21 protein-coding genes are annotated in these 19350 nt (G+C 29.0%); 17 read left to right on the top strand and 4 right to left on the bottom strand.

Annotated features, from left to right (window positions below):
* Window positions 1-244: 244 nt before the first annotated feature.
* From bioD to GIL12_RS06675, 7 genes are all read left to right on the top strand, one after another.
* Window positions 245-937: a dethiobiotin synthase gene (bioD, locus tag GIL12_RS06705; RefSeq protein ID WP_239056076.1), complete on the top strand. Its 693-nt coding sequence runs from the start codon at window positions 245-247 to the stop codon at window positions 935-937.
* The gene (gene bioA, locus GIL12_RS06700; RefSeq protein ID WP_370456703.1) at window positions 924-2294 is read left to right on the top strand and encodes an adenosylmethionine--8-amino-7-oxononanoate transaminase; all 1371 of its coding nucleotides are present in this window, start codon (window positions 924-926) and stop codon (window positions 2292-2294) included. The genes bioD and bioA overlap by 14 nt, the downstream gene beginning before the upstream one ends.
* Window positions 2295-2328: 34 nt before the next feature.
* A complete protein-coding gene (locus tag GIL12_RS06695; protein WP_163469726.1) occupies window positions 2329-3453 on the top strand; it encodes an aminotransferase class I/II-fold pyridoxal phosphate-dependent enzyme in 1125 nt (374 codons plus the stop codon).
* Window positions 3431-4018, top strand: a complete 588-nt coding sequence (locus GIL12_RS06690) for a pimeloyl-ACP methyl esterase BioG family protein (protein WP_163469725.1) — start codon at window positions 3431-3433, stop codon at window positions 4016-4018. The genes GIL12_RS06695 and GIL12_RS06690 overlap by 23 nt, the downstream gene beginning before the upstream one ends.
* Window positions 4019-4020: 2 nt before the next feature.
* On the top strand, window positions 4021-4689 hold the full coding sequence (locus GIL12_RS06685) for a methyltransferase domain-containing protein (protein WP_163469724.1): 669 nt from the start codon (window positions 4021-4023) through the stop codon (window positions 4687-4689).
* Window positions 4690-4759: 70 nt separating this feature from the next.
* Complete coding sequence (locus tag GIL12_RS06680; protein ID WP_163469723.1) at window positions 4760-5923, top strand: homoserine dehydrogenase; 1164 nt, start codon at window positions 4760-4762, stop codon at window positions 5921-5923.
* Window positions 5924-6015: 92 nt separating this feature from the next.
* Window positions 6016-6414, top strand: coding sequence for a universal stress protein (locus GIL12_RS06675; protein ID WP_163469722.1), 399 nt, complete (start codon window positions 6016-6018; stop codon window positions 6412-6414).
* Window positions 6415-6449: 35 nt separating this feature from the next.
* Here the strand turns inward: GIL12_RS06675 and GIL12_RS06670 are convergent, their stop codons facing one another.
* The 3 genes from GIL12_RS06670 to GIL12_RS06660 form a co-directional block, all read right to left on the bottom strand.
* Complete coding sequence (locus tag GIL12_RS06670) at window positions 6450-6869, bottom strand: toxin-antitoxin system YwqK family antitoxin (RefSeq protein ID WP_163469721.1); 420 nt, start codon at window positions 6867-6869, stop codon at window positions 6450-6452.
* A gap of 32 nt (window positions 6870-6901) precedes the next feature.
* Window positions 6902-7555 carry a hypothetical protein gene (locus GIL12_RS06665; RefSeq protein WP_163469720.1) on the bottom strand — a complete coding sequence of 218 codons (654 nt, stop codon included), beginning with the start codon at window positions 7553-7555 and terminating at the stop codon, window positions 6902-6904.
* Window positions 7556-7623: 68 nt separating this feature from the next.
* A complete protein-coding gene (locus GIL12_RS06660) occupies window positions 7624-8136 on the bottom strand; it encodes a chorismate mutase (protein WP_163469719.1) in 513 nt (170 codons plus the stop codon).
* A 127-nt stretch (window positions 8137-8263) separates the two neighbouring features.
* On the opposite strand from GIL12_RS06660, the gene accD reads away from it, so the two are divergent.
* The 3 genes from accD to pfkA are packed head-to-tail and all read left to right on the top strand — an operon-like array spanning window position 8264 to window position 11096.
* Window positions 8264-9142, top strand: a complete 879-nt coding sequence (gene accD, locus GIL12_RS06655) for an acetyl-CoA carboxylase, carboxyltransferase subunit beta (protein WP_163469718.1) — start codon at window positions 8264-8266, stop codon at window positions 9140-9142.
* Window positions 9143-9158: 16 nt separating this feature from the next.
* Complete coding sequence (locus GIL12_RS06650) at window positions 9159-10103, top strand: acetyl-CoA carboxylase carboxyltransferase subunit alpha (RefSeq protein WP_163469732.1); 945 nt, start codon at window positions 9159-9161, stop codon at window positions 10101-10103.
* 27 nt (window positions 10104-10130) lie between these two features.
* Window positions 10131-11096, top strand: a complete 966-nt coding sequence (gene pfkA, locus GIL12_RS06645; RefSeq protein ID WP_163469717.1) for a 6-phosphofructokinase — start codon at window positions 10131-10133, stop codon at window positions 11094-11096.
* Between the two features lie 125 nt (window positions 11097-11221).
* Here pfkA and gltS read toward each other — a convergent pair whose 3' ends face one another.
* Window positions 11222-12412: a sodium/glutamate symporter gene (gene gltS / locus GIL12_RS06640; RefSeq protein ID WP_163469716.1), complete on the bottom strand. Its 1191-nt coding sequence runs from the start codon at window positions 12410-12412 to the stop codon at window positions 11222-11224.
* Window positions 12413-12865: 453 nt separating this feature from the next.
* Here gltS and GIL12_RS06635 point away from each other — a divergent pair, with 453 nt between their 5' ends.
* The 7 genes from GIL12_RS06635 to GIL12_RS06605 all read left to right on the top strand — a co-directional run bounded on the left by GIL12_RS06635 (window position 12866) and on the right by GIL12_RS06605 (window position 19346).
* Window positions 12866-13621 carry an IclR family transcriptional regulator gene (locus GIL12_RS06635; RefSeq protein ID WP_255461057.1) on the top strand — a complete coding sequence of 252 codons (756 nt, stop codon included), beginning with the start codon at window positions 12866-12868 and terminating at the stop codon, window positions 13619-13621.
* A 206-nt stretch (window positions 13622-13827) separates the two neighbouring features.
* Window positions 13828-14109 (top strand): OadG family protein, encoded by a 282-nt coding sequence (locus GIL12_RS06630; protein ID WP_163469714.1) that lies wholly within the window; start codon window positions 13828-13830, stop codon window positions 14107-14109.
* 42 nt (window positions 14110-14151) lie between these two features.
* Window positions 14152-14556: a biotin/lipoyl-containing protein gene (locus tag GIL12_RS06625; protein ID WP_163469713.1), complete on the top strand. Its 405-nt coding sequence runs from the start codon at window positions 14152-14154 to the stop codon at window positions 14554-14556.
* A 13-nt stretch (window positions 14557-14569) separates the two neighbouring features.
* Window positions 14570-15709 carry a sodium ion-translocating decarboxylase subunit beta gene (locus GIL12_RS06620; RefSeq protein WP_163469712.1) on the top strand — a complete coding sequence of 380 codons (1140 nt, stop codon included), beginning with the start codon at window positions 14570-14572 and terminating at the stop codon, window positions 15707-15709.
* 91 nt (window positions 15710-15800) lie between these two features.
* A complete protein-coding gene (gene gctA / locus GIL12_RS06615; RefSeq protein WP_163469731.1) occupies window positions 15801-16748 on the top strand; it encodes a glutaconate CoA-transferase subunit A in 948 nt (315 codons plus the stop codon).
* Window positions 16749-16750: 2 nt separating this feature from the next.
* On the top strand, window positions 16751-17551 hold the full coding sequence (gene gctB, locus GIL12_RS06610; RefSeq protein WP_163469711.1) for a glutaconate CoA-transferase subunit B: 801 nt from the start codon (window positions 16751-16753) through the stop codon (window positions 17549-17551).
* Window positions 17552-17588: 37 nt separating this feature from the next.
* Window positions 17589-19346: an acyl-CoA carboxylase subunit beta gene (locus GIL12_RS06605; protein WP_163469710.1), complete on the top strand. Its 1758-nt coding sequence runs from the start codon at window positions 17589-17591 to the stop codon at window positions 19344-19346.
* Window positions 19347-19350: the final 4 nt, after the last annotated feature.

Genomic DNA, 19350 nt, shown 5'->3' with positions numbered 1-19350 from the left:
CTAAAGATTTTACTGTTTCTCCTTTCAACCTTCTTTCATAAATTTCTATTTTTTGTTTATTTGTTAATTTGGACATAAGAAATGCACCCTCCATCTTATTTGTCTAAGATTTTGGGTGCACTACATTAAGGGGGACTTTTTTATATTTCTTAATGTTAACCTTCAAGATATTTTTTATTGTAATATTAACCATTTTAAATATATAATGATTGTGTTTGATAAAAGTTTAAAGGGAGTGATTTTTTTGGAAAAAGAATTAAAATCAGGATATTTTGTTACTGGGATAGGGACAGATATAGGGAAAACTTACATAAGTGCTTTACTCTACAAAGCTTTAAAAGAAAGGGAGAATGCAGGTTATTATAAACCTATTCAAAGTGGATGTTTTTATAAAGCTGATAAAATAATAGCTCCAGATGTTAAATTTGTATGTGATTTTAGTGGAGTTGAATATGATAAGGATATGTGTACTGTTACTTTAATGCCAGAAGTATCACCTCATCTTGCAGCTGAAATGGAAAATAAGGAAATAGATATTAATAAAATTTATGAAAAAATAAAAATAAAAAAGAAAGAATACTCAACTGTTATAGTTGAAGGAGCAGGGGGAGTATACGTTCCAGTTATAAGAAATAAAGTTTATATGTTTGATATTATGAAAGAGTTAAAATTACCGATTATTTTAGTTTCAAGTACTAAGGTTGGAGGAATAAATCATACTATGCTAACAATAGAATTTTTAAAAACAAAAGGAATTGAAATTCAAGGAATAGTTTTTAATGGATATACTGGGGAAAAATATGAAGATGATAATATTAGCGTGGTATTAGAGGATAGTGAAATAAAAAATTATATAACAGTAAAAAAAGGTCAAAAAAGTTTAGAAAAAAATGATTTAATTAATTTATTAGGGGAGAAAAAAAATGAAAATAAATAAAAATTTAAGTGAATTACAAAAAAGAGATTTAAAACATATATTCCATCCTTGTTCTCAAATGAAAGATTATGAAGATTTTCCTCCAATTGTTATAGAAAAAGCAAAGGGGATGTACGTGTATGATGAATTTGGAAAAAAATATATGGATTGTATTGCAAGTTGGTGGTTAAATCCTTTAGGACATTGTAATGAAAGAATAAATAAGGTGTTAATTGATCAAGCGAATACTTTAGAGCATGTAATTTTTTCTAATTTTTCCCATAAGCCTGCTATAGAACTTTCAGAAAAATTAGTTGAACTTTTACCAGAGGGGTTATCAAAATTATTTTTTGCAGATAATGGATCCTCAGGTGTAGAGATAGCTTTAAAGCTAGCTTACCAATCTCAAAACCAAAGGGGTTATGAAAAGAAAAGAAAATTTGTAACAATTAAAAATTCATATCACGGTGAAACAATAGGAGCGTTAGCTGTTGGAGATATTGATTTTTTCACAAAAACATATAGACCATTAATAAAAGAAGCAGTTAAAGTTGAGGGCCCTGAATGTTTTAAATGTAAATTTAATAAAGAATACAAAACTTGTGGAGCAGAATGTTTTTCATATATGGAAAAAGAATTAAGAGAAAATCATGAAGAAATAGCAGCAGTAATTGTTGAGCCTATTGTTCAAGGAGCAGGGGGAATGAAAATATATTCTCCAAAATATTTAAGAAAATTAAGAGAAGTAACAGAGGAATTAAATATAGTTATGATTGTTGATGAAATAGCTATGGGATTTGGAAGAACTGGGAAAATGTTTGCCAGTGAATGGGCAGGAATTTCTCCAGATATAATGACTGTGGGAAAAGCCTTAACAGCAGGATACTATCCAATGTCTATAGTTTGTATGAGAGAAGAAATATATGATTCTTTCTATGCTGATTATTCAGAAGGAAAATCTTTTTTACATTCTCACAGTTTCTCAGGAAATCCTTTAGGGTGTAGAATTGCCTTGGAAGTTCTAAAAATTTATGAAGAGGAAAATATATTAGCTCAAATAAATGAAAAAGGAGACTATCTAGAGGCAAAAATGAAAGAAGTTTTTGGAGAAAATGAAAACATAGGAGAAATAAGAAGAATAGGAATGATAGGTGTTTTAGAAATTGTAAAAGATAAAAAAACAAAAGAAAGATTTTCTTCAAAGGAAAGAGTTGGATATGGGATATATAAAACTGCTTTAAAAAATGGAGCAATATTGAGACCATTGGGAGATACTATTTATTTCTTACCTCCATTTATAATATCAAAAGAAGAAATAGATGAAATGGTAAGTATTTGTAAAATTTCAATTGATGAATTTCTTTCAAATAAAAAATAAACTTTAATTTTGAAATATAAGGAAGATTATAACTATGAAAAAAGATGAAATAATATTAGAGTTAAATAAAAAAAAACAAGAAAATAACTTTAGAACATTGAAAATTTTCAATGAAAAAGATTTAAATTTATCTTCAAATGATTATTTAGGATTGGCTCATGACGATAAATTGAAAGAAAAATTTTATGAAGAATTTAAAGAGGAAGTATATTTATCATCTAGTTCTTCTAGATTAATCACAGGAAATTATAATGGAATTATAAAATTAGAAGTACAATTAGAGGAAATTTATGAAAAACCAGCTCTTGTTATGAATAGTGGATTTTCAGCAAATAAGACAATAATAGAAACTTTTTATAATAAAAATTCCCTAATAATAACAGACAAACTAAATCATGCAAGTATATATAATGGAATAATATTAAGTAATTGTAAAATATCTAGATATAAACATCTAGATATGGATCACCTTGAAAGCATATTGAAAAAATACTCAGAAAAATATAAGGATATATTAATTGTTTCTGAAACTATTTACAGTATGGAAGGAGATACAGCTAACTTAAAAAAATTAGTAGAGCTTAAAAAAAAGTACAATTGTTCTTTAATGATAGATGAGGCACATTCTTATGGAGTTTTTGGATATGGGATTTCTTATAATTTAAACTTAATCAAGGATATTGATTTTTTAGTTATTCCATTGGGAAAAGGCGGAGGATCCATAGGAGCTTATATAATTTGTGAAGATTATTATAAGGATTATTTAATAAATTGTGGGAAAGAATTTATTTATACTACAAGTTTACCTCCAGTTAATATTTTTTGGAATTTATTTATCTTAAAAAATATGGATAAATTTGAAGACAGAAGAAAGAAATTAAAAGAATTAATAGAATTTACTTTTCTTAAAATAAAAGAATTAGAAATAAATGTAGTTTCAGATTCCCATATATTAGGTTTAGTTGTGGGAGATAACCAAAAAGTGGATATAATTTCAAAAAATTTAAGAAGCAAAGGATATATAGTTTATTCTATTAAAAGTCCAACAGTGGGGAAAGGAACAGAGAGAATAAGAATAGGTTTAAATCCAAATATAACAAAAAAGGATATGGAAATTTTTTTAAAGGAATTTAAATATGAATATAATAATATTTTTTAATGGCTGGGGAATGGATGAAAAAATTTTAAAAAAATTAGAAAACAAAACAAATTATGAAGTCTTAAATATATCCTTTCCTTATAAAATAGATAAAGTTAAATTAGAAAATTACAAAAGAAAAATATTTGTAGGATGGTCTTTTGGTGTGTATTATATGTGTGAATTTTTAAATAAAAATAAAGACATTAGCTACGAAGATGTTATAGCTATAAATGGAACTCCTGAAATAATTGGTAAAAATGGAATTCCAGAAAAAGTTTATAACTTAACTTTAAAGCATATGAATGAAGAAAATTTAGAAAAATTTTATATTAATATGGATTACAAATTTATGACCAAAAGCAAGAAAATAGATGAATTAATTTATGAACTTCAATATTTAAAAGACAACTACAGTCCTCAAGAAAATAAAGTTTCAAAGGCTATTATTAGCATAAATGATAAAATAATAAAAAGTAAAAATCAAAATAAATATTATGAATCAAAGGACGTAGAGATAAAAAAAGTAGATGGAGGTCATTATATTTTTTCTCAATTAAAAAGCTGGGAGGATATATTAAGATAATTATGAAAGAATTTAATAAAAACTTTTCAACATATGATGATAATGCAATAGTACAAAAACAAGTGGCCAAAAAACTAATTGATTTAATAAATAATAAATTTAAAAAAACTAATTATTCCAAAGTTATTGAATTGGGGTGTGGAACAGGAATATTTACAAGATATGTTATAAAAAATTTAGAAGTAGAAAAACTAAATCTAAATGATTATTTTGATACTAGAGAATATTTATCAGATATAAAATATCATAAATTTATAAAAGAAGATATGTCTAAATGTTTAAAAGAAAAATATGATTTAGTTATTTCAAGCTCTAGTTTTCAATGGATAGAGGATTTAGAAAGCTTATTTAAGGATATTTCTAAAACTACTGACAAATTAGCGTTTTCTGTATATCTAAAGGGTAATTTAAAAGAAATTCAAGAACATTTTAATATTAGCTTAGATTACAAAACAAGGGAAGAAATCATGTTATTATTAAAGAAAAATTTTTCAGAAGTTGAAAGCTGGGAAGAAGATAAGGTTATTAATTTTGAAGAACCATTAGATGCATTGAGACATTTGAAAAAAACAGGTGTAGGGATAAATTCAAAATCATCTGTTCGTAAAATAAGAACTTTCAAGGATAAAAGTCTTTCATATAGTGTTGGATATTTTTTATGTTCCAAATAGACTAATAAATGTGGTATAATACTCAGTAATACATAAAAAAATATATTACATATATTAAATGGAGGTAATTATGAAAGTAGGATTATTTGGTTTTGGAGTAGTAGGAAAAGGTATTTACGACATTATAGACACTAAAAAAACTTTAAATTTAAAAAAAATTGAAGTGAAAAAAGCTTTGGTAAGTTCAATTAAAGGGAGAACTTTAAATATTCTAACCATAAATCCTCAGGAAATAATACAAGATGAAGAGATTGACACTGTAGTAGAAGTTATGGGAGGGATATATCCAGCTTATAACTATATTATAGACTCTTTAAAGGCTGGTAAAAATGTAGTAACAGCAAATAAAGCTGTTGTAGCTGAGAATTTCGAAGAATTTATAGAAGTTGCAAAAAAAAATAAAGTAAAATTTTATTATGAACCTAGTGTATGCGGGGGAGTTCCTATAATAGAAGGATTAAAAAAAGTTAAAAAAGTAGATGAAGTCTCTGAGATTGGTGGAATATTTAACGGTACTACAAATTTTATTTTGGACAAAATGACTAAATATTCTGCTGAATTTAAAGAAGCATTAGAAGAAGCTCAAGAAAAAGGTTATGCTGAAGCGGATCCTTCTGCTGACATAGATGGAATAGATATTTTGAGAAAAATAATTATTTCTTCTTCAATTGCTTTTGATTTTTTAGTTCCAAAGGAAGAAGTTAAAGTTTTTGGAATTAGAAATATTTTAAAAATAGATATAGATTACTTTAAGAAACAAGATAGAGTCATTAAATTAATGGCCATAGGGAAAAAAGAGAATGACAATTATATTTGTTGTGTTGAACCAGTTGCTTTTGATTTTAATAAAATTGAGGCAACTGTTCCTACAAATTTCAATATTGCTTTTTTAAAAGGTGAAACAATAGGAGAGCTTAAATTTTTTGGACAAGGTGCGGGAAAATATCCAACTGGAAATGCAGGAGTTCAAGATTTAATAGAAATATTAGAGGAAAAAGAATATGATTATCCAAACTTTAATAAAAAATTGACAAAAGATTCTTCATTGATAAAAGGAAAATATTATATTAGAACAGTGAAAAAATTTAATCTTGAACAATTAAATTTTATAGAAAAAGAAGAAAAAATTAATGATTATAATATATACATAACACAAGAGATTACAAACGATAAAATGCATGACATTGTTAAATTAATGGATGATAAAAATATTTTTTTCCTAAGAATTGATTAAAAATAAAGGAAAAATTAAATAAATTTAGAATACTATAATAATAGGAGTTTTTTAAATTTTTACTTTATTAATCTGTATAAGGAGGCTTTGTTATGAAAAAATTGTTAATACCTTTAGATGGGACAGAAAGAAGCATGCATTCAATTAACTTAGTTAAAAATCTTTATAAACCTGAAGATGTCTCAATTACACTGTTATATGTTAAAGAAGATGCTAAATTATTTATTGAAGAAATGGATTATTCAGAAGCAGAAAAAGAAATGCAAGAAAAAGTAGCTGAAGCTGTTGATCAATTGGAAAATTATGATGTAACTACTAGAGTTGGATTTGTTGAACCAGGTAGAGAAATATTAAGAATAGCAAAAACAGAAAGTAGTGATATAATAGTAATGACTAAATCTACAAAGAAGGGATTGACTCGTATGATAGGATCCGTAACTAATTATGTAGTTAAGCATTCTCATTGTATAGTTATGATTGTTCCTGAATAAATTAAAAATTTAATTATATGAAAAATTCCTTCAGATTAATCTGAAGGAATTTTTTCTTTAGAATTATTTAGTATTTCAGGATTAAAATAACCTTTATTTTTGAAATCAGTTTTAAAATTTATACTTTTATCTTTATTAAAATAAGTCCAAATTCCAAATTTCAATCCATCTTTATAAAGTCCAGTTTCTTTTAAATCTCCATCTTCATAGAAATTTTGGAAAATTCCATCTTTTTTTCCATTTTTGTAATTAACTTTAGTTTTTATATTAGAATTTTCAAAAAACTCTATAAATTCTCCATCTAAAAGTCCATCAGTATAGTTTTTTATTTTTTTACAATTACCATTTTCATAAAATGTTTTAAAAGTTCCAGTTTTCAAAGGAACATTTTTTTCTAAATTACTACAACCTATCATGAAAAATAAAGTAAGGAATAATAAAGATAATTTTTTCATAATTTTAAATAAACTCCTTTCATATTAAAGTTTTACAGGAATAAAGGATCATCTTCAAGAGATGTAAAATCAGTTGAAGAAATATTTGTTTCACTATTTTCAGATGATTCTTGAGAAATTGTAGCTTCAGGTACTAAATTAGTTTGTGGAGATTTGTTATTTATATTTTCAAAAGAATTGGTATTTACATCAGAATATATATTTTCTAATCTTTTTTTTATATTTGAAGTATACTCTAAGAATGTAAATTTACTTTTTTCAAAAACATCCTTTCTTTCAACAGTTGAAATCATATATATTTTATTGTCAATTTCAAAAGTTTCTTTTTGGGATGCATTTAATAAGATTGAGTCAATAGCATAATTTTTCAATTCATTTCTAGAACTAAGAAACATAGATTTTGAATAAGGATCAACATTTTTCAAAAAATCATTGAAGTAAGTATCTACTTCACTGGCTACATTTTTTTTAAGTTTAGCTAAAGATTCTTTTTTTGCTTTTCCCTCAGCTACAAAGGTCCCTGCAGATGATATTCTATTATATCCTAATCCATAAATTTCACTTTTTAAATCAACATATTCAGATACTTTGTTTAAAACTGTTGGAGAAGTGTTAGAAGGAACAGATGGCAATCCAGAACATCCTACAAAAACAGCTGTTATTATAAATGCTAATATTTTTTTCATTATAAAACCTCCAAATAAATTAATTAGACATATTAAAATTATACAGTCTATTTATATATTTAGCAAAATTATTTTTTATTGCTTTGTAATAGGCAAAATTCAATGTTTTCTACAGATATTTTTTTTAGTAATAAAAAATTTAAATTAATTTCAACTAATTTACCATAATAATCATCTAAAGTAAGGATAACATAGTCAGTATCTTTTAAATTAATTTCTTTTAAATCTGAAAAAATATAAGTATTGCAAAAAGAACCAAATATTTTTTGAGTAGCGGTTCTAGATAAAGAATTATTTTGGATGGCTATATTAAAAATTTTTTCATAACTTCTACAAGCAGAAATTATTTCTGTAAAGATAGCTTTAATTATAGAAATATTTAATTCAGGATAATTTGAAGAAATTTTAGATATTATTTCATCTTCTCTATTAGGAACATAGAAATTATTTTTTTCTTGTTTTTTTATGTGGCCAACTTGTTTAACAATGTTAATTCTTTCTAAAATAAGTTTAGCTATTTTATTGTCGATATTATCTAGTTCAAGCCGTAAGTTTGTTAAATTTTTATTAATGATAATCACCTCGTAATAGTTATAGATTTTTAAGTTTATTCTATATTATAATGTAATAGAATGCAAATAAATGTTGAAATATTTTTAAAAATCATATAAAATAGTGGTTACGAAATCAAAAATAAGGAGGAAGAGAATGAGATTTTTTTCTCTAAGAAAGAAAAAGTACGCAACATTGACAGTTAAGGATTCAGATCAAACTAGTACAGTAATAGAAAAAGAAAAAAATGGAATAACAGAAGAGGTATCAGAATTATGGGAAAAATGTCCAGAGTGTGGAGAGATAACAATAAAAAAGGATATAGGTAGAAATTTAAAAAAATGTCCTCAATGTGGTTATTATTATAAAATGACTGCAGAAGAAAGGATGAATTTATTAATTGATGAAAATACATTTGAGGAAAAGGATAAAAACTTAGAAACTAAAGATTTTTTAGAATTTGAAGGTTATGAAAAAAAGATAGAAAAGTCAAAAGAAAAAACAAAGATGAATGAAGGGGTATTGTCTGGAATAGGAAATATTTTAGGTATAAAAGTAAGTATAGCTATTATGGATTTTAATTTTTTGGGTGGAAGTATGGGATCTGTTGTTGGTGAAAAAATAACAAGAGCATTAGAAAGAGGACTAAAAGAAAAATTGCCAGTGGTTATTGTTGCTAGTTCAGGGGGAGCTAGGATGTATGAAGGAATAGTTTCTTTAATGCAAATGGCTAAAACCTCAGCAGCTGTTGAAAAATTAAAACAAGCTGGGATTCCATTTATATCAATTCCAGTAAATCCTACAACAGGTGGAGTGACAGCTTCCTTTGCAATGTTAGGAGATATAATAATAACTGAACCTAATGCACTAATAGGGTTTGCAGGTCAAAGAGTTATAGAAGAAACTATTAAGCAAAAATTACCAAAAGGATTTCAAAGAAGTGAATTTTTGTTGAAACATGGAATGGTTGATATGATTGTTAAAAGAGAAGATATGAAAGAGACAGTTGCTAAAATTTTAAGCAATATCTTGTAGCGGTTAGGAGGTTATGGTGAAATTTGAAAACGAACTTTTTGAAATAGAAAATAAAATAGAAGAATTAAAGCAGTTTTCTGAAGATAAAAATATTAATTTAGATGATGAAATTGAAAAATTAGATAAAAAATATGAAAAGAAAGCTAAAGAAGTATATTCAAATCTGAGTGATTGGGAAAAAGTTTTTATAGCTAGAAATTCTGAAAGACCAAATTCAGTTGAATATATAAATGGTATAACAGATGATTTTGTAGAACTACATGGAGACAGACTTTTTGGTGATGATGGAGCAATTGTAGGTGGATTATGCAAAATATCTGGAGAAAAGTTTATGGTTATAGGAATACAAAAGGGAAGAGGTATGGATGAGAAACTTCATAGTAACTTTGGGATGGCTAGTCCTGAAGGGTATAGAAAGGCTCTTAGGCTCATGAGAACAGCTGAAAGGTTCTCCATACCAGTACTAACACTAATAGATACAGCAGGAGCTTATCCTGGCTTAGAAGCTGAAGAAAGAGGACAAGGAGAAGCGATAGCTAGAAATCTAATGGAAATGTCAGGGTTGAAGACACAAATAATAGCTGTAATAATAGGTGAAGGGGGAAGTGGTGGAGCTTTAGCCCTTGCAGTGGCAGATAAAGTTATGATGTTTGAACATTCTGTTTATTCAGTTATTTCCCCAGAGGGATGCGCAGCTATACTTTTTAAAGATGGAAATTTATCTGAAAAAGCTGCAAAGAATTTAAAAATATCAGCTCAAAATTTAAAAAAATTAGAAATAATAGATGAAATAATACCAGAGCCATTAGGTGGAGCTCATAAAAATAAAGAATGCTCAGAAATTAATCTTAAAAAAGCAGTATTATCATCAATTCAAGAGTTAAAAAAAATAGATATGGATACTTTATTAGAAAATAGATATAATAAATATAGAAAGATAGGTATATTTATAGAAGAGTAAAACATGTGTAGGACTTGGAGGGATAAGATGAAAAAAATAGCTATTTTAACAAGTGGAGGAGACGCTCCTGGAATGAATGCAGCAATAAGAGCAGCTGCAAAAATGGCACAATACAAAGGCATGGAAGTTTATGGTGTTAGAAGAGGTTATCATGGTATGTTAATGGATGAAATCTTTTTAATGGAAGGGTTATTTTTATCTGGAATCATAGAGAGAGGGGGAACTGCTCTTCTAACAGCAAGATGTCCAGAATTTAAAGATCCTAAATATAGAGCGATCGCAGCAGAAAATCTAAAAAGAAGAGGCATAGAAGGTCTTGTGGTAATAGGTGGTGATGGGTCTTATCGTGGTGCAGATCTCCTAGCTAAGGAACATGGAATAAAGGTAGTTGGATTGCCAGGAACCATAGATAACGATATTATAGGTACTGATTTTACAATAGGATTCGATACATGTTTAAATACAATTTTAGATGCAATATCTAAATTAAGAGATACAGCAACTTCTCATGAAAGAACTATATTAATTGAAGTTATGGGAAGAAGTGCAGGAGATTTAGCTGTGCATGCTTGTCTTGCTGGTGGCGGTGATGGATTACTTATACCAGAAGTTGAGAATTCAATAGAGATGCTCGCTTTTCAAATAAAACAAAGAAGAAATACAGGAAGACTTCATGATATAATACTTGTTGCAGAAGGTGCAGGAGATATTTTAGAAATAGAAAAGAAATTAAGAGAGAAAGTTTCCACTGAAGTAAGGTCAGTTATTTTAGGACATGTTCAAAGAGGTGGAACTCCTTCTGGAAGAGATAGAATTATTGCAACTAGAATGGCGATAAAAGCTATTGAAGCCTTGGAAGAGGGAGAAGGTGGAATTATGGTTGGTATAGAAAATGGAACTATAGTCACTCATCCTATTTCTTATGCTTGGGAAGGTGAAAAGAAACAAGATATTTTAGATTTATATCATGTTGCAGATATTTTCTCAAGATAGTAAAATTATATATTCATAAAAAATTATTATTCCTTCAACTTAAGTTGAAGGAATTTTTATTATTTCTTAATAAAAAAATACCTTTGACTATTTCAGTCAAAGGTATTTCTATTAATTGTATATTTTTATTTGAATATATTCATAAAAGTTGTGATTATGAAAGCATTAAAGAAATCTATAAATAGAGATCCAACTAAAGGTATTACGAAGAATGCCTTTATAGATGGTCCATTTGCTTTAGTGAAAGATTCCATATTAGCCATTGCATTAGGTGTAGCTCCCATTCCAAATCCACAATGTCCACATGCTATAACAGCAGCGTCGTAATCTTTACCCATAACATTGAATGTTACAAAGTAAGCGAAAACACCCATTAAGAAAGTTTGAACTAGTAAGATAACAATTAATGGTAAAGCAAGGTCAGCTAATTGCCATAACTTCATAGACATTAATGCCATAGCTAGGAATAAAGCAAGAGCAATGTTTCCAATTAAAGAGATTTCTTTTAAAGGAAGTTTCTTTTTAGAAGCATCCATTAAGTTTCTAATTAAAGCTGCGATAATCATTGGTCCTAAGTAGATAGGTAAAGCTAATCCATGAGCTTTAGAGAAAGCAGGAATCCAAACTCCACAACCTACAGCTAAACCAATAGCAACAACTGCATGTGTGATACTTTTTTCAGTTATTTTGTGTTCAACAACTCCATTTTCATTGTTTTCATTGATAATAGATTCTTCACTAGGTCCGTGAAGTGTATGTTTCTCAATTAACTTTTTAGCGATAGGTCCACCGATTAAACAACCAGCAACAAGACCAAATGTAGCAGAAGCCATAGCAACAGACATTGCTCCAGTAGCTCCAGCTTGTTCTAGTATAGGTCCAAAGGCTCCTGAAGTTCCATGTCCACCTGTTAAAGGAACAGAACCAGCTGCAAGACCTATGAAAGGATGTAGTCCAAACATCTTAGCTAGAGATACACCAACTATATCTTGTATAGTAACTAGTATAATCGCACAAACTAAGAATAAAGCAACTCCAACTCCACCTTTTTTTAGAAGTTCAAAACTTGCTAGGAATCCAACTGTTGCGTAGAAAGAAACCATTAAGAAAGTTTTTAAAGTACCATCAAAAGTGAAATTAAATAATTCAGTATTATGTCCTATAAGTAAAATTATAGAAAATAGTACCCCACCAATTACTGGTTCAGGAATGAAAAATCTTTCAAGTACAGAAATTCTTTTCTTTAAAAAATCTCCAACTAAAAGTATAACGATTGCAATTGCAAGAGTTTCATAAATATTAAAATTAAACGTCATAAAATATTACCCCCTATTTGTATTATATATATATCATTAATAGCGCTAAAAGATAAGCTCTACTGAATGAAAAAAATAATTTTGTTCAGTTTCAATTAAAAGTATAAGAAAATTGTACTTAACTGTCACTTCATAAACGATAGTATCACATAATCTAAATTTTATAAAATTTATATTTTCAATAATACCATACATATAATATATATACCATATATAACCAGTGCATAAACTCTTTATTTCTAATGATAAACTCAATATCAAAAAAACAAATTCAAAAAAATTTGCTATTTCAAAAAAAAATAGTATACTAAAAAATAGAGGATTTAAATTTATAGCACAAATATTTAAAGATGATTTTACATTAAGTTAATGGGATTTTACATTATATTAATGTAGGGAAGGAGGGAAAAGTTATAGAAATTTTTTAAAATTTTTATTAACAAATAAAACATTATGATTCAAAGTTTATTAAAATCTATGGAAGTATTGGGAGTTTTGAAGGATAAAGAAAGCTGTACAATAGCTCAAATAGTAGAAGAATTAAATCTTCCACCTAGCACAGTGCACCGTATATTAAAAACGTTATGTTCTGAAAAATATGTTGTTAAGGATGGAGAGTCTCACTATTATATGTTAGGACCAGCTTTAATTTCATTAGGTAGCGCTGCTTCTAAAAATATTCATTTGCAAAAAATAGCATATCCAATTTTAAAGACATTAGTTTCACTAACAGGAGAGGATACATTTTTAGTTATACCTGTAGGTAATAAAGGAATAGTTTTGGAAAGAATTGATGGGCCAAGGACTTTAAAAATAGTAGAAGAATTTGGAGATGAATTATATTTACATTATGGAGCAATTAGAAGAGCCATATTAGCCTATCAAGATGAGAACTTTATAGACGCGTATATTAAAAAAATCATAGAAGGAAAAAAAAGTAAATTAAAAATGACGGGGGAACAACTTTTAAAAAAATTAGAAAAAATAAGGAAGGATGGTATTTCAACTTCTTCTGGAGATTATGTGAAAGGAACTATGGGGATAGCTGCTCCGATATTCAATAGTAGCGGAAAAGTTATTTCATCAATTGGTATTGTTGTGTTGAGAAATAAAAGCCTAACAGAAGAAAGGATAGGGTTTTTAAAAGAAGTGGTAAAAATAAAAGGACAAGAATTATCTCAATGTATGGGGTATTCTAAAAAGATATAAATTTTATATACGACAACTGTTATCTGTACGGTTGTAGAATGCAATGAATTGAATAGGAGAAAATATTATGTAATACGACTATAGTTAAAAAAAACTATTGACTTCTAAGGAAGGTTGTATTATAATCTTTTTATAAAATTGGTGGAACGCATTCCATAATGTGGAATTTAAAACAAAAATAATAACACAAGGAGGTGTATTATTAAATGTTCGAAGGTAATGTAATGTCTTTTGCAGAATCACTTGTTATATCTGGATTGGGTATTTCTATAGTTTTTTCAGCTTTGGTAACATTAGCCTTGTCAATAGTAATATTTTCTAAAATATTTGGAAAATTTTCAGGACAAGATGAAACTAAAAAACCAGTAGTTCAAGCAAAAAAAGAGAATAATGATGATGTTTATGCAGTTGTTATGGCAGCAGTATCAGAAGAAGTACGTTCTTTAAAAGGTGAATATAAAATTAAAGAAATTAAAGAAGTAAAATAAACTAAAAACTAAAATAAAAATTGAAAGGTGGGGTATATTAATATGAAATACATAGCAACATTAAACGGAAAAAAATATGAGGTTGAATTAGAAAAAGTTGAAGAGTACAGAGCTTTAACACGTGAAGAAATAACAAATCCTAATGTAGTTATTGCAGCAGCACCAGTTCAAGCAGCACCAGTTCAAGCAGCACCAGCACCAGTAGCAGCAACTCCAGCACCAGTAGCAGCAGGAGATTCAAGTATAGTAAGTCCTTTACCAGGAACTGTTTTAGAAGTTAAAGTTCAAGCTGGGGATACAGTTAAATACGGACAAGTAGTAGTTATACTAGAAGCTATGAAGATGGAAACAGAAGTAGTTGCTTCAGCTGACGGAACAGTAGAATCTGTTCTTGTTAAAAAAGGTGATGCAGTAGATACAGACGCAACTTTAGTTGTTCTTAAATAAGGAGGAACATTAAATGAACTTTTTTACAGTATTAAAAGAATTACTGATGCAATCAGGTTTCTTAGCAATAAGTTGGCAGCAAGCTGTTATGATGTTAGTAGCTTTTGTACTAATATATCTAGCTATTGTTAAAAAATTTGAACCATTATTACTTTTACCAATAGCTTTTGGGATGTTTTTAGCAAACTTACCTTTAGCAGACTTGATGAAGCATGCAGATCCTTGGTATTCATCAGGAATTTTAAGAATAATATATAACGGGGTAAAAAGTAGTTTATTCCCATGTTTAATATTTATGTGTGTTGGAGCAATGACTGATTTTGGACCTTTAATTGCAAACCCAATTAGTTTGGTTTTAGGAGCAGCAGCTCAATTTGGTATTTATATAGCCTTTATGTTAGCTAATGCAACTGGATTATTCTCAGTTGGTGAAGCAGCAGCTATAGGAATTATAGGAGGAGCAGATGGACCAACAGCAATATATATTGCAAATAATTTAGCTCCACAACTAGTAGCTCCAATAGCAGTTGCAGCCTATTCTTATATGGCGTTAATTCCAATGATTCAACCGCCAATTATGAGACTATTAACTACAGAAAAAGAAAGAAAAATAAAAATGGGACAATTAAGAAAAGTTACTAAAACTGAAAAAGTTGTATTCCCAGTATTCGTAACATTATTCTGTTCTTTATTACTTCCTTCAGTAGCTCCATTAATTGGAATGTTAATGTATGGAAATCTAATGAGAGAATCAGGAGTAGTAGGTCGTTTAACAGATACATGTCAAAATGCTTTGTGTAACATAGTAACAATTATGTTAGGATTAGCAGTTGGAGCAACATCTGATGGAGTTATATTCTTAAGAACTCAAACTTTAGCAATTATAGGAATGGGACTTTTAGCTTTCTGTTTCTCTACTACAGGTGGATTGTTATTAGGAAAATTACTATGTTTCTTAACAAAAGGGAAAATAAATCCATTAATAGGAGCAGCTGGAGTTTCTGCAGTACCAATGGCAGCTAGAGTTGCACAAGTTGAAGGAGCAAAAGCAAATCCAACTAATTTCTTATTAATGCATGCAATGGGTCCTAATGTTGCAGGTGTTATAGGTTCAGCAGTAGCTGCTGGATTCTTTATGATGATATTTGGGTAAAAAATTGTTTTAAATATAAATAAAGTATAAGATTATAATTTAATTAAAAAAATAAAATTAAAGGGAGGTTTTTGACGTGGAGAACAAAGTAATGTCTTTAAAAGAGGCAGTAGCAAAATATGTCAAAAATGGAGATCACATGGTTATAGGTGGTTTTACTACAAATAGAAAACCATACGCAATAGTTAATGAAATTTTAAGACAAGGATTTACAGATTTTGTAGGTGAATCAGGACCTGCAGGAGGAGACTGGGATACATTAATAGGAGCAGGGAGAGTAAAAGCTTATATTAACTGTTATACTGCAAATTCAGGAGTAACAAATGTTTCAAGACGTTTCAGAGCTTGGTTCGAACAAGGAAAATTAAATATGGAAGATTATTCTCAAGATGTAATCATGTTAATGTTACATGCTGCATCATTAGGATTACCTTATTTACCAGTTCGTTTAATGATGGGAACAGATCTTGTAAACAAATGGGGAATATCTAAAGAAGTTAGAAAAACAATAGACAAATTACCTAATGATAAATTTATTTATGTAGATAATCCTTTTAAAGAAGGAGAAAAAGTAGTAGCTGTTCCAGTTCCTACAATAGATTTAGCTATAATTCATGTACAACAAGCTTCACCAGATGGAACTTGTGTAATTTTAGGAGACGAATTCCATGATGTAGATATAGCTGTAGCAGGGAAACGTTGTATAGTTACTTGTGAAGAAGTAATAAGTAATGAACAAATTCGTTTAAATCCAGCATTAACATCAATACCTGGATTCTGTGTTGACGCAGTTATCCATGCCCCTTATGGAGCACATCCATCTCAATGTTATGATTATTATGATTATGATAATAAATTCTTAAAAATGTATGATGTTGTAAGTAAAACACAAGAAGATTTTGATGCTTTCTTACAAGAGTGGATATATGATGTACCAACTCATGAGGCTTATTTGAATAAATTAGGTGCTATGCGTTTAATTGATTTAAAAAATGTTCCAGGACTTGGATATGCTAAAGCAGCTAAGGAGGTAAAATAGCAATGGCAGATTATACTAAATATACTAATAAAGAAATGCAAGCAGTTACAATAGGAAGACAAATAAAAGATGGACAAATAGTTATAGTAGGGACAGGGCTTCCTTTAATAGGTGCTTCTCTTGCTAAAAGAGTATTTGCTCCAGGATGTAACTTAATAGTAGAAAGTGGTTTAATGGATTGCGCTCCAATAGAAGTTCCAAGAAGTGTTGGTGACAACAGATTCATGGCACATTGTGGTGTTCAATGGCCAAATGTAAGATTCATAGGATTTGAAGCAAATGAATGGTTACATGATACAGATAGATTAATAGCTTTCATAGGTGGAGCTCAAATAGATCCATATGGAAATGTTAACTCAACATCAATAGGAGACTATAACCATCCAAAAACTAGATTCACAGGTTCAGGTGGAGCAAATGGTATAGCTACTTATTCAAATACAATAATCATGATGCAACATGAAAAAAGAAGATTTATGAAAGAGGTTGATTACATAACATCTGCAGGATGGATGGACGGACCTGGAGGTCGTGAAAAAGTAGGACTTCCTGGAAACAGAGGACCAGTTATGGTAGTAACAGATAGAGGAATACTTAAGTTTGATGATGAAACTAAACGTATGTATTTAGCAGGATACTATCCAACTTCATCTCCAGAAGATGTAATAGCAAATACAGGTTTTGATATAGATGTTTCAAGAGCAGTTAAATTAGACGCTCCTGATCCAGAAGTAATAAAATTAATAAGAGAAGAAATTGATCCAGGACAAGCTTTTATAAAAGTGCCTGCGGAATCTAAATAGTTAATTTTGAAGTAAAATAAAAATTCAGGAGGAAAGAATGAAAAATTATTCAATGCCAAGATATTTTCAAGGTATGCCTGTAGTAGGTAAACCTATTCCTGCAGCAAACGAGGAAAATAAAGAAGCTATAAAAAAAGTTGAAAAAGAAATACAAGCAGCTATAAAAGCAGCTCAAGAAGCAGGGCGTCCAACAGAATCTTTAAATAAATCTGGACAAATGACAGCTTTACAACGTATTGATGCGTTAATAGATAAAGGGACTTGGTGTCCATTAAACTCTTTATTTAATCCAGAAGGAAACGATCATGGAACTGTTGGGATTGTAAAAGGTTTAGGTAAAATAGATGGAAGATGGGCTGTAATAGTTGCATCTGACAACAAAAAATTAGCTGGAGCTTGGATAAAAGGTCAAGCAGAAAGTTTATTAAGAGGATCTGACACAGCAAAATTATTAAATATACCTTTAGTATATATTTTAAACTGTAGTGGTGTTAAATTCGACGAACAAGATAGAGTTTATCCTAACAGACGTGGTGGAGGAACTCCATTCTTTAGAAATGCAGAATTACAACAATTAGGAATTCCTGTAATTGTAGGAATTTATGGAACAAACCCAGCTGGTGGAGGATACCACAGTATCAGTCCAACAATATTAGTTGCTCATAGAAATGCTAATATGGCAGTTGGTGGAGCAGGAATATTAGGTGGAATGAATCCTAAAGGATATGTTGACATGGAATCTGCAGAACAAATGGCAGACATGGTTAACAATTCTAAAAAACAATTACCACCAGGATCAGTTTCAGTTCATTTCAATGAAACTGGATTCATGAGAGAAGTATATCAAGAAGAATTAGGAGTACTAGAAGGAATTAAAAAATATTTAGGAATGCTTCCTGCTTATAATTTAGATTTCTTTAGAGTAGATGATCCAGCATTACCTAAATTTGATTCAGAAGATTTATATACAATAATTCCTATGAACCAAAAGAAAACTTATGACGTATACCAAGTAATAGGACGTTTATTTGATAACAGTGAATTTTCTGAATATAAAAAAGGTTATGGACCAGAAGTTGTTACAGGAATGGCAAAAGTAAACGGATTATTAGTAGGAGTCGTTGCTAATGCTCAAGGATTACTAATGAAATATCCAGAATATAAAGAAAATTCAATAGGAATTGGTGGAAAACTATACCGTCAAGGACTTGTAAAAATGAATGAATTTGTAACTTTATGTGGTAGAGATCGTCTTCCAATAGTTTGGTTACAAGATACAACAGGAATAGATGTTGGGGATGAGGCAGAAAAAGCTGAATTATTAGGATTAGGTCAATCTTTAATATATTCAATTGAAAACTCAAAAGTACCTCAAGTAGAATTAACTTTAAGAAAAGCATCAGCTGCAGCTCATTATGTTCTTGGAGGACCTCAAGGGAATAATACAAATGTATTCTCACTAGGAACAGCAGCATCTGAAGTTTATGTAATGAATGGAGAAACAGCAGCTTCAGCAATGTACTCAAGAAGACTTGCTAAAGATAAAAAAGCTGGAAAAGATTTACAACCAACAATAGATAAAATGAATAAATTAATTGAGAAATTCACTGCTGAATCAAGACCTTTACCATGTGCAGCAGCAGGAATGATTGATGAGATTATTGATATGAAGGCAATGCGTGGATATATAGAAGCTTTCGCAGAGGCAGCTTATCAAAATCCAAAATCAATATGTGCATTCCATCAAATGTTATTACCAAGAGCTATACGTGAATTTCAAACTTTTAAAAAGTAATAAA

Source organism: Fusobacterium sp. IOR10 (assembly GCF_010367435.1).
GTDB lineage: Bacteria > Fusobacteriota > Fusobacteriia > Fusobacteriales > Fusobacteriaceae > Fusobacterium_B.
Note: the sequence above shows the minus strand (reverse complement) of the source record. Positions and strands in the feature narration are given on the sequence as shown.

Coding starts and splice junctions, on each gene's coding strand:
- bioA (WP_370456703.1), top strand. CDS start 924: ATGAAAATAAATAAAAATTTAAGTGAATTACAAAAAAGAGATTTAAAA.
- GIL12_RS06695 (WP_163469726.1), top strand. CDS start 2,329: ATGAAAAAAGATGAAATAATATTAGAGTTAAATAAAAAAAAACAAGAA.
- GIL12_RS06690 (WP_163469725.1), top strand. CDS start 3,431: ATGAATATAATAATATTTTTTAATGGCTGGGGAATGGATGAAAAAATT.
- GIL12_RS06685 (WP_163469724.1), top strand. CDS start 4,021: ATGAAAGAATTTAATAAAAACTTTTCAACATATGATGATAATGCAATA.
- GIL12_RS06680 (WP_163469723.1), top strand. CDS start 4,760: ATGAAAGTAGGATTATTTGGTTTTGGAGTAGTAGGAAAAGGTATTTAC.
- GIL12_RS06675 (WP_163469722.1), top strand. CDS start 6,016: ATGAAAAAATTGTTAATACCTTTAGATGGGACAGAAAGAAGCATGCAT.
- GIL12_RS06670 (WP_163469721.1), bottom strand. CDS start 6,869: ATGAAAAAATTATCTTTATTATTCCTTACTTTATTTTTCATGATAGGT.
- GIL12_RS06665 (WP_163469720.1), bottom strand. CDS start 7,555: ATGAAAAAAATATTAGCATTTATAATAACAGCTGTTTTTGTAGGATGT.
- accD (WP_163469718.1), top strand. CDS start 8,264: ATGAGATTTTTTTCTCTAAGAAAGAAAAAGTACGCAACATTGACAGTT.
- pfkA (WP_163469717.1), top strand. CDS start 10,131: ATGAAAAAAATAGCTATTTTAACAAGTGGAGGAGACGCTCCTGGAATG.
- gltS (WP_163469716.1), bottom strand. CDS start 12,412: ATGACGTTTAATTTTAATATTTATGAAACTCTTGCAATTGCAATCGTT.
- GIL12_RS06635 (WP_255461057.1), top strand. CDS start 12,866: ATGATTCAAAGTTTATTAAAATCTATGGAAGTATTGGGAGTTTTGAAG.
- GIL12_RS06630 (WP_163469714.1), top strand. CDS start 13,828: ATGTTCGAAGGTAATGTAATGTCTTTTGCAGAATCACTTGTTATATCT.
- GIL12_RS06625 (WP_163469713.1), top strand. CDS start 14,152: ATGAAATACATAGCAACATTAAACGGAAAAAAATATGAGGTTGAATTA.
- GIL12_RS06620 (WP_163469712.1), top strand. CDS start 14,570: ATGAACTTTTTTACAGTATTAAAAGAATTACTGATGCAATCAGGTTTC.
- gctA (WP_163469731.1), top strand. CDS start 15,801: ATGTCTTTAAAAGAGGCAGTAGCAAAATATGTCAAAAATGGAGATCAC.
- gctB (WP_163469711.1), top strand. CDS start 16,751: ATGGCAGATTATACTAAATATACTAATAAAGAAATGCAAGCAGTTACA.
- GIL12_RS06605 (WP_163469710.1), top strand. CDS start 17,589: ATGAAAAATTATTCAATGCCAAGATATTTTCAAGGTATGCCTGTAGTA.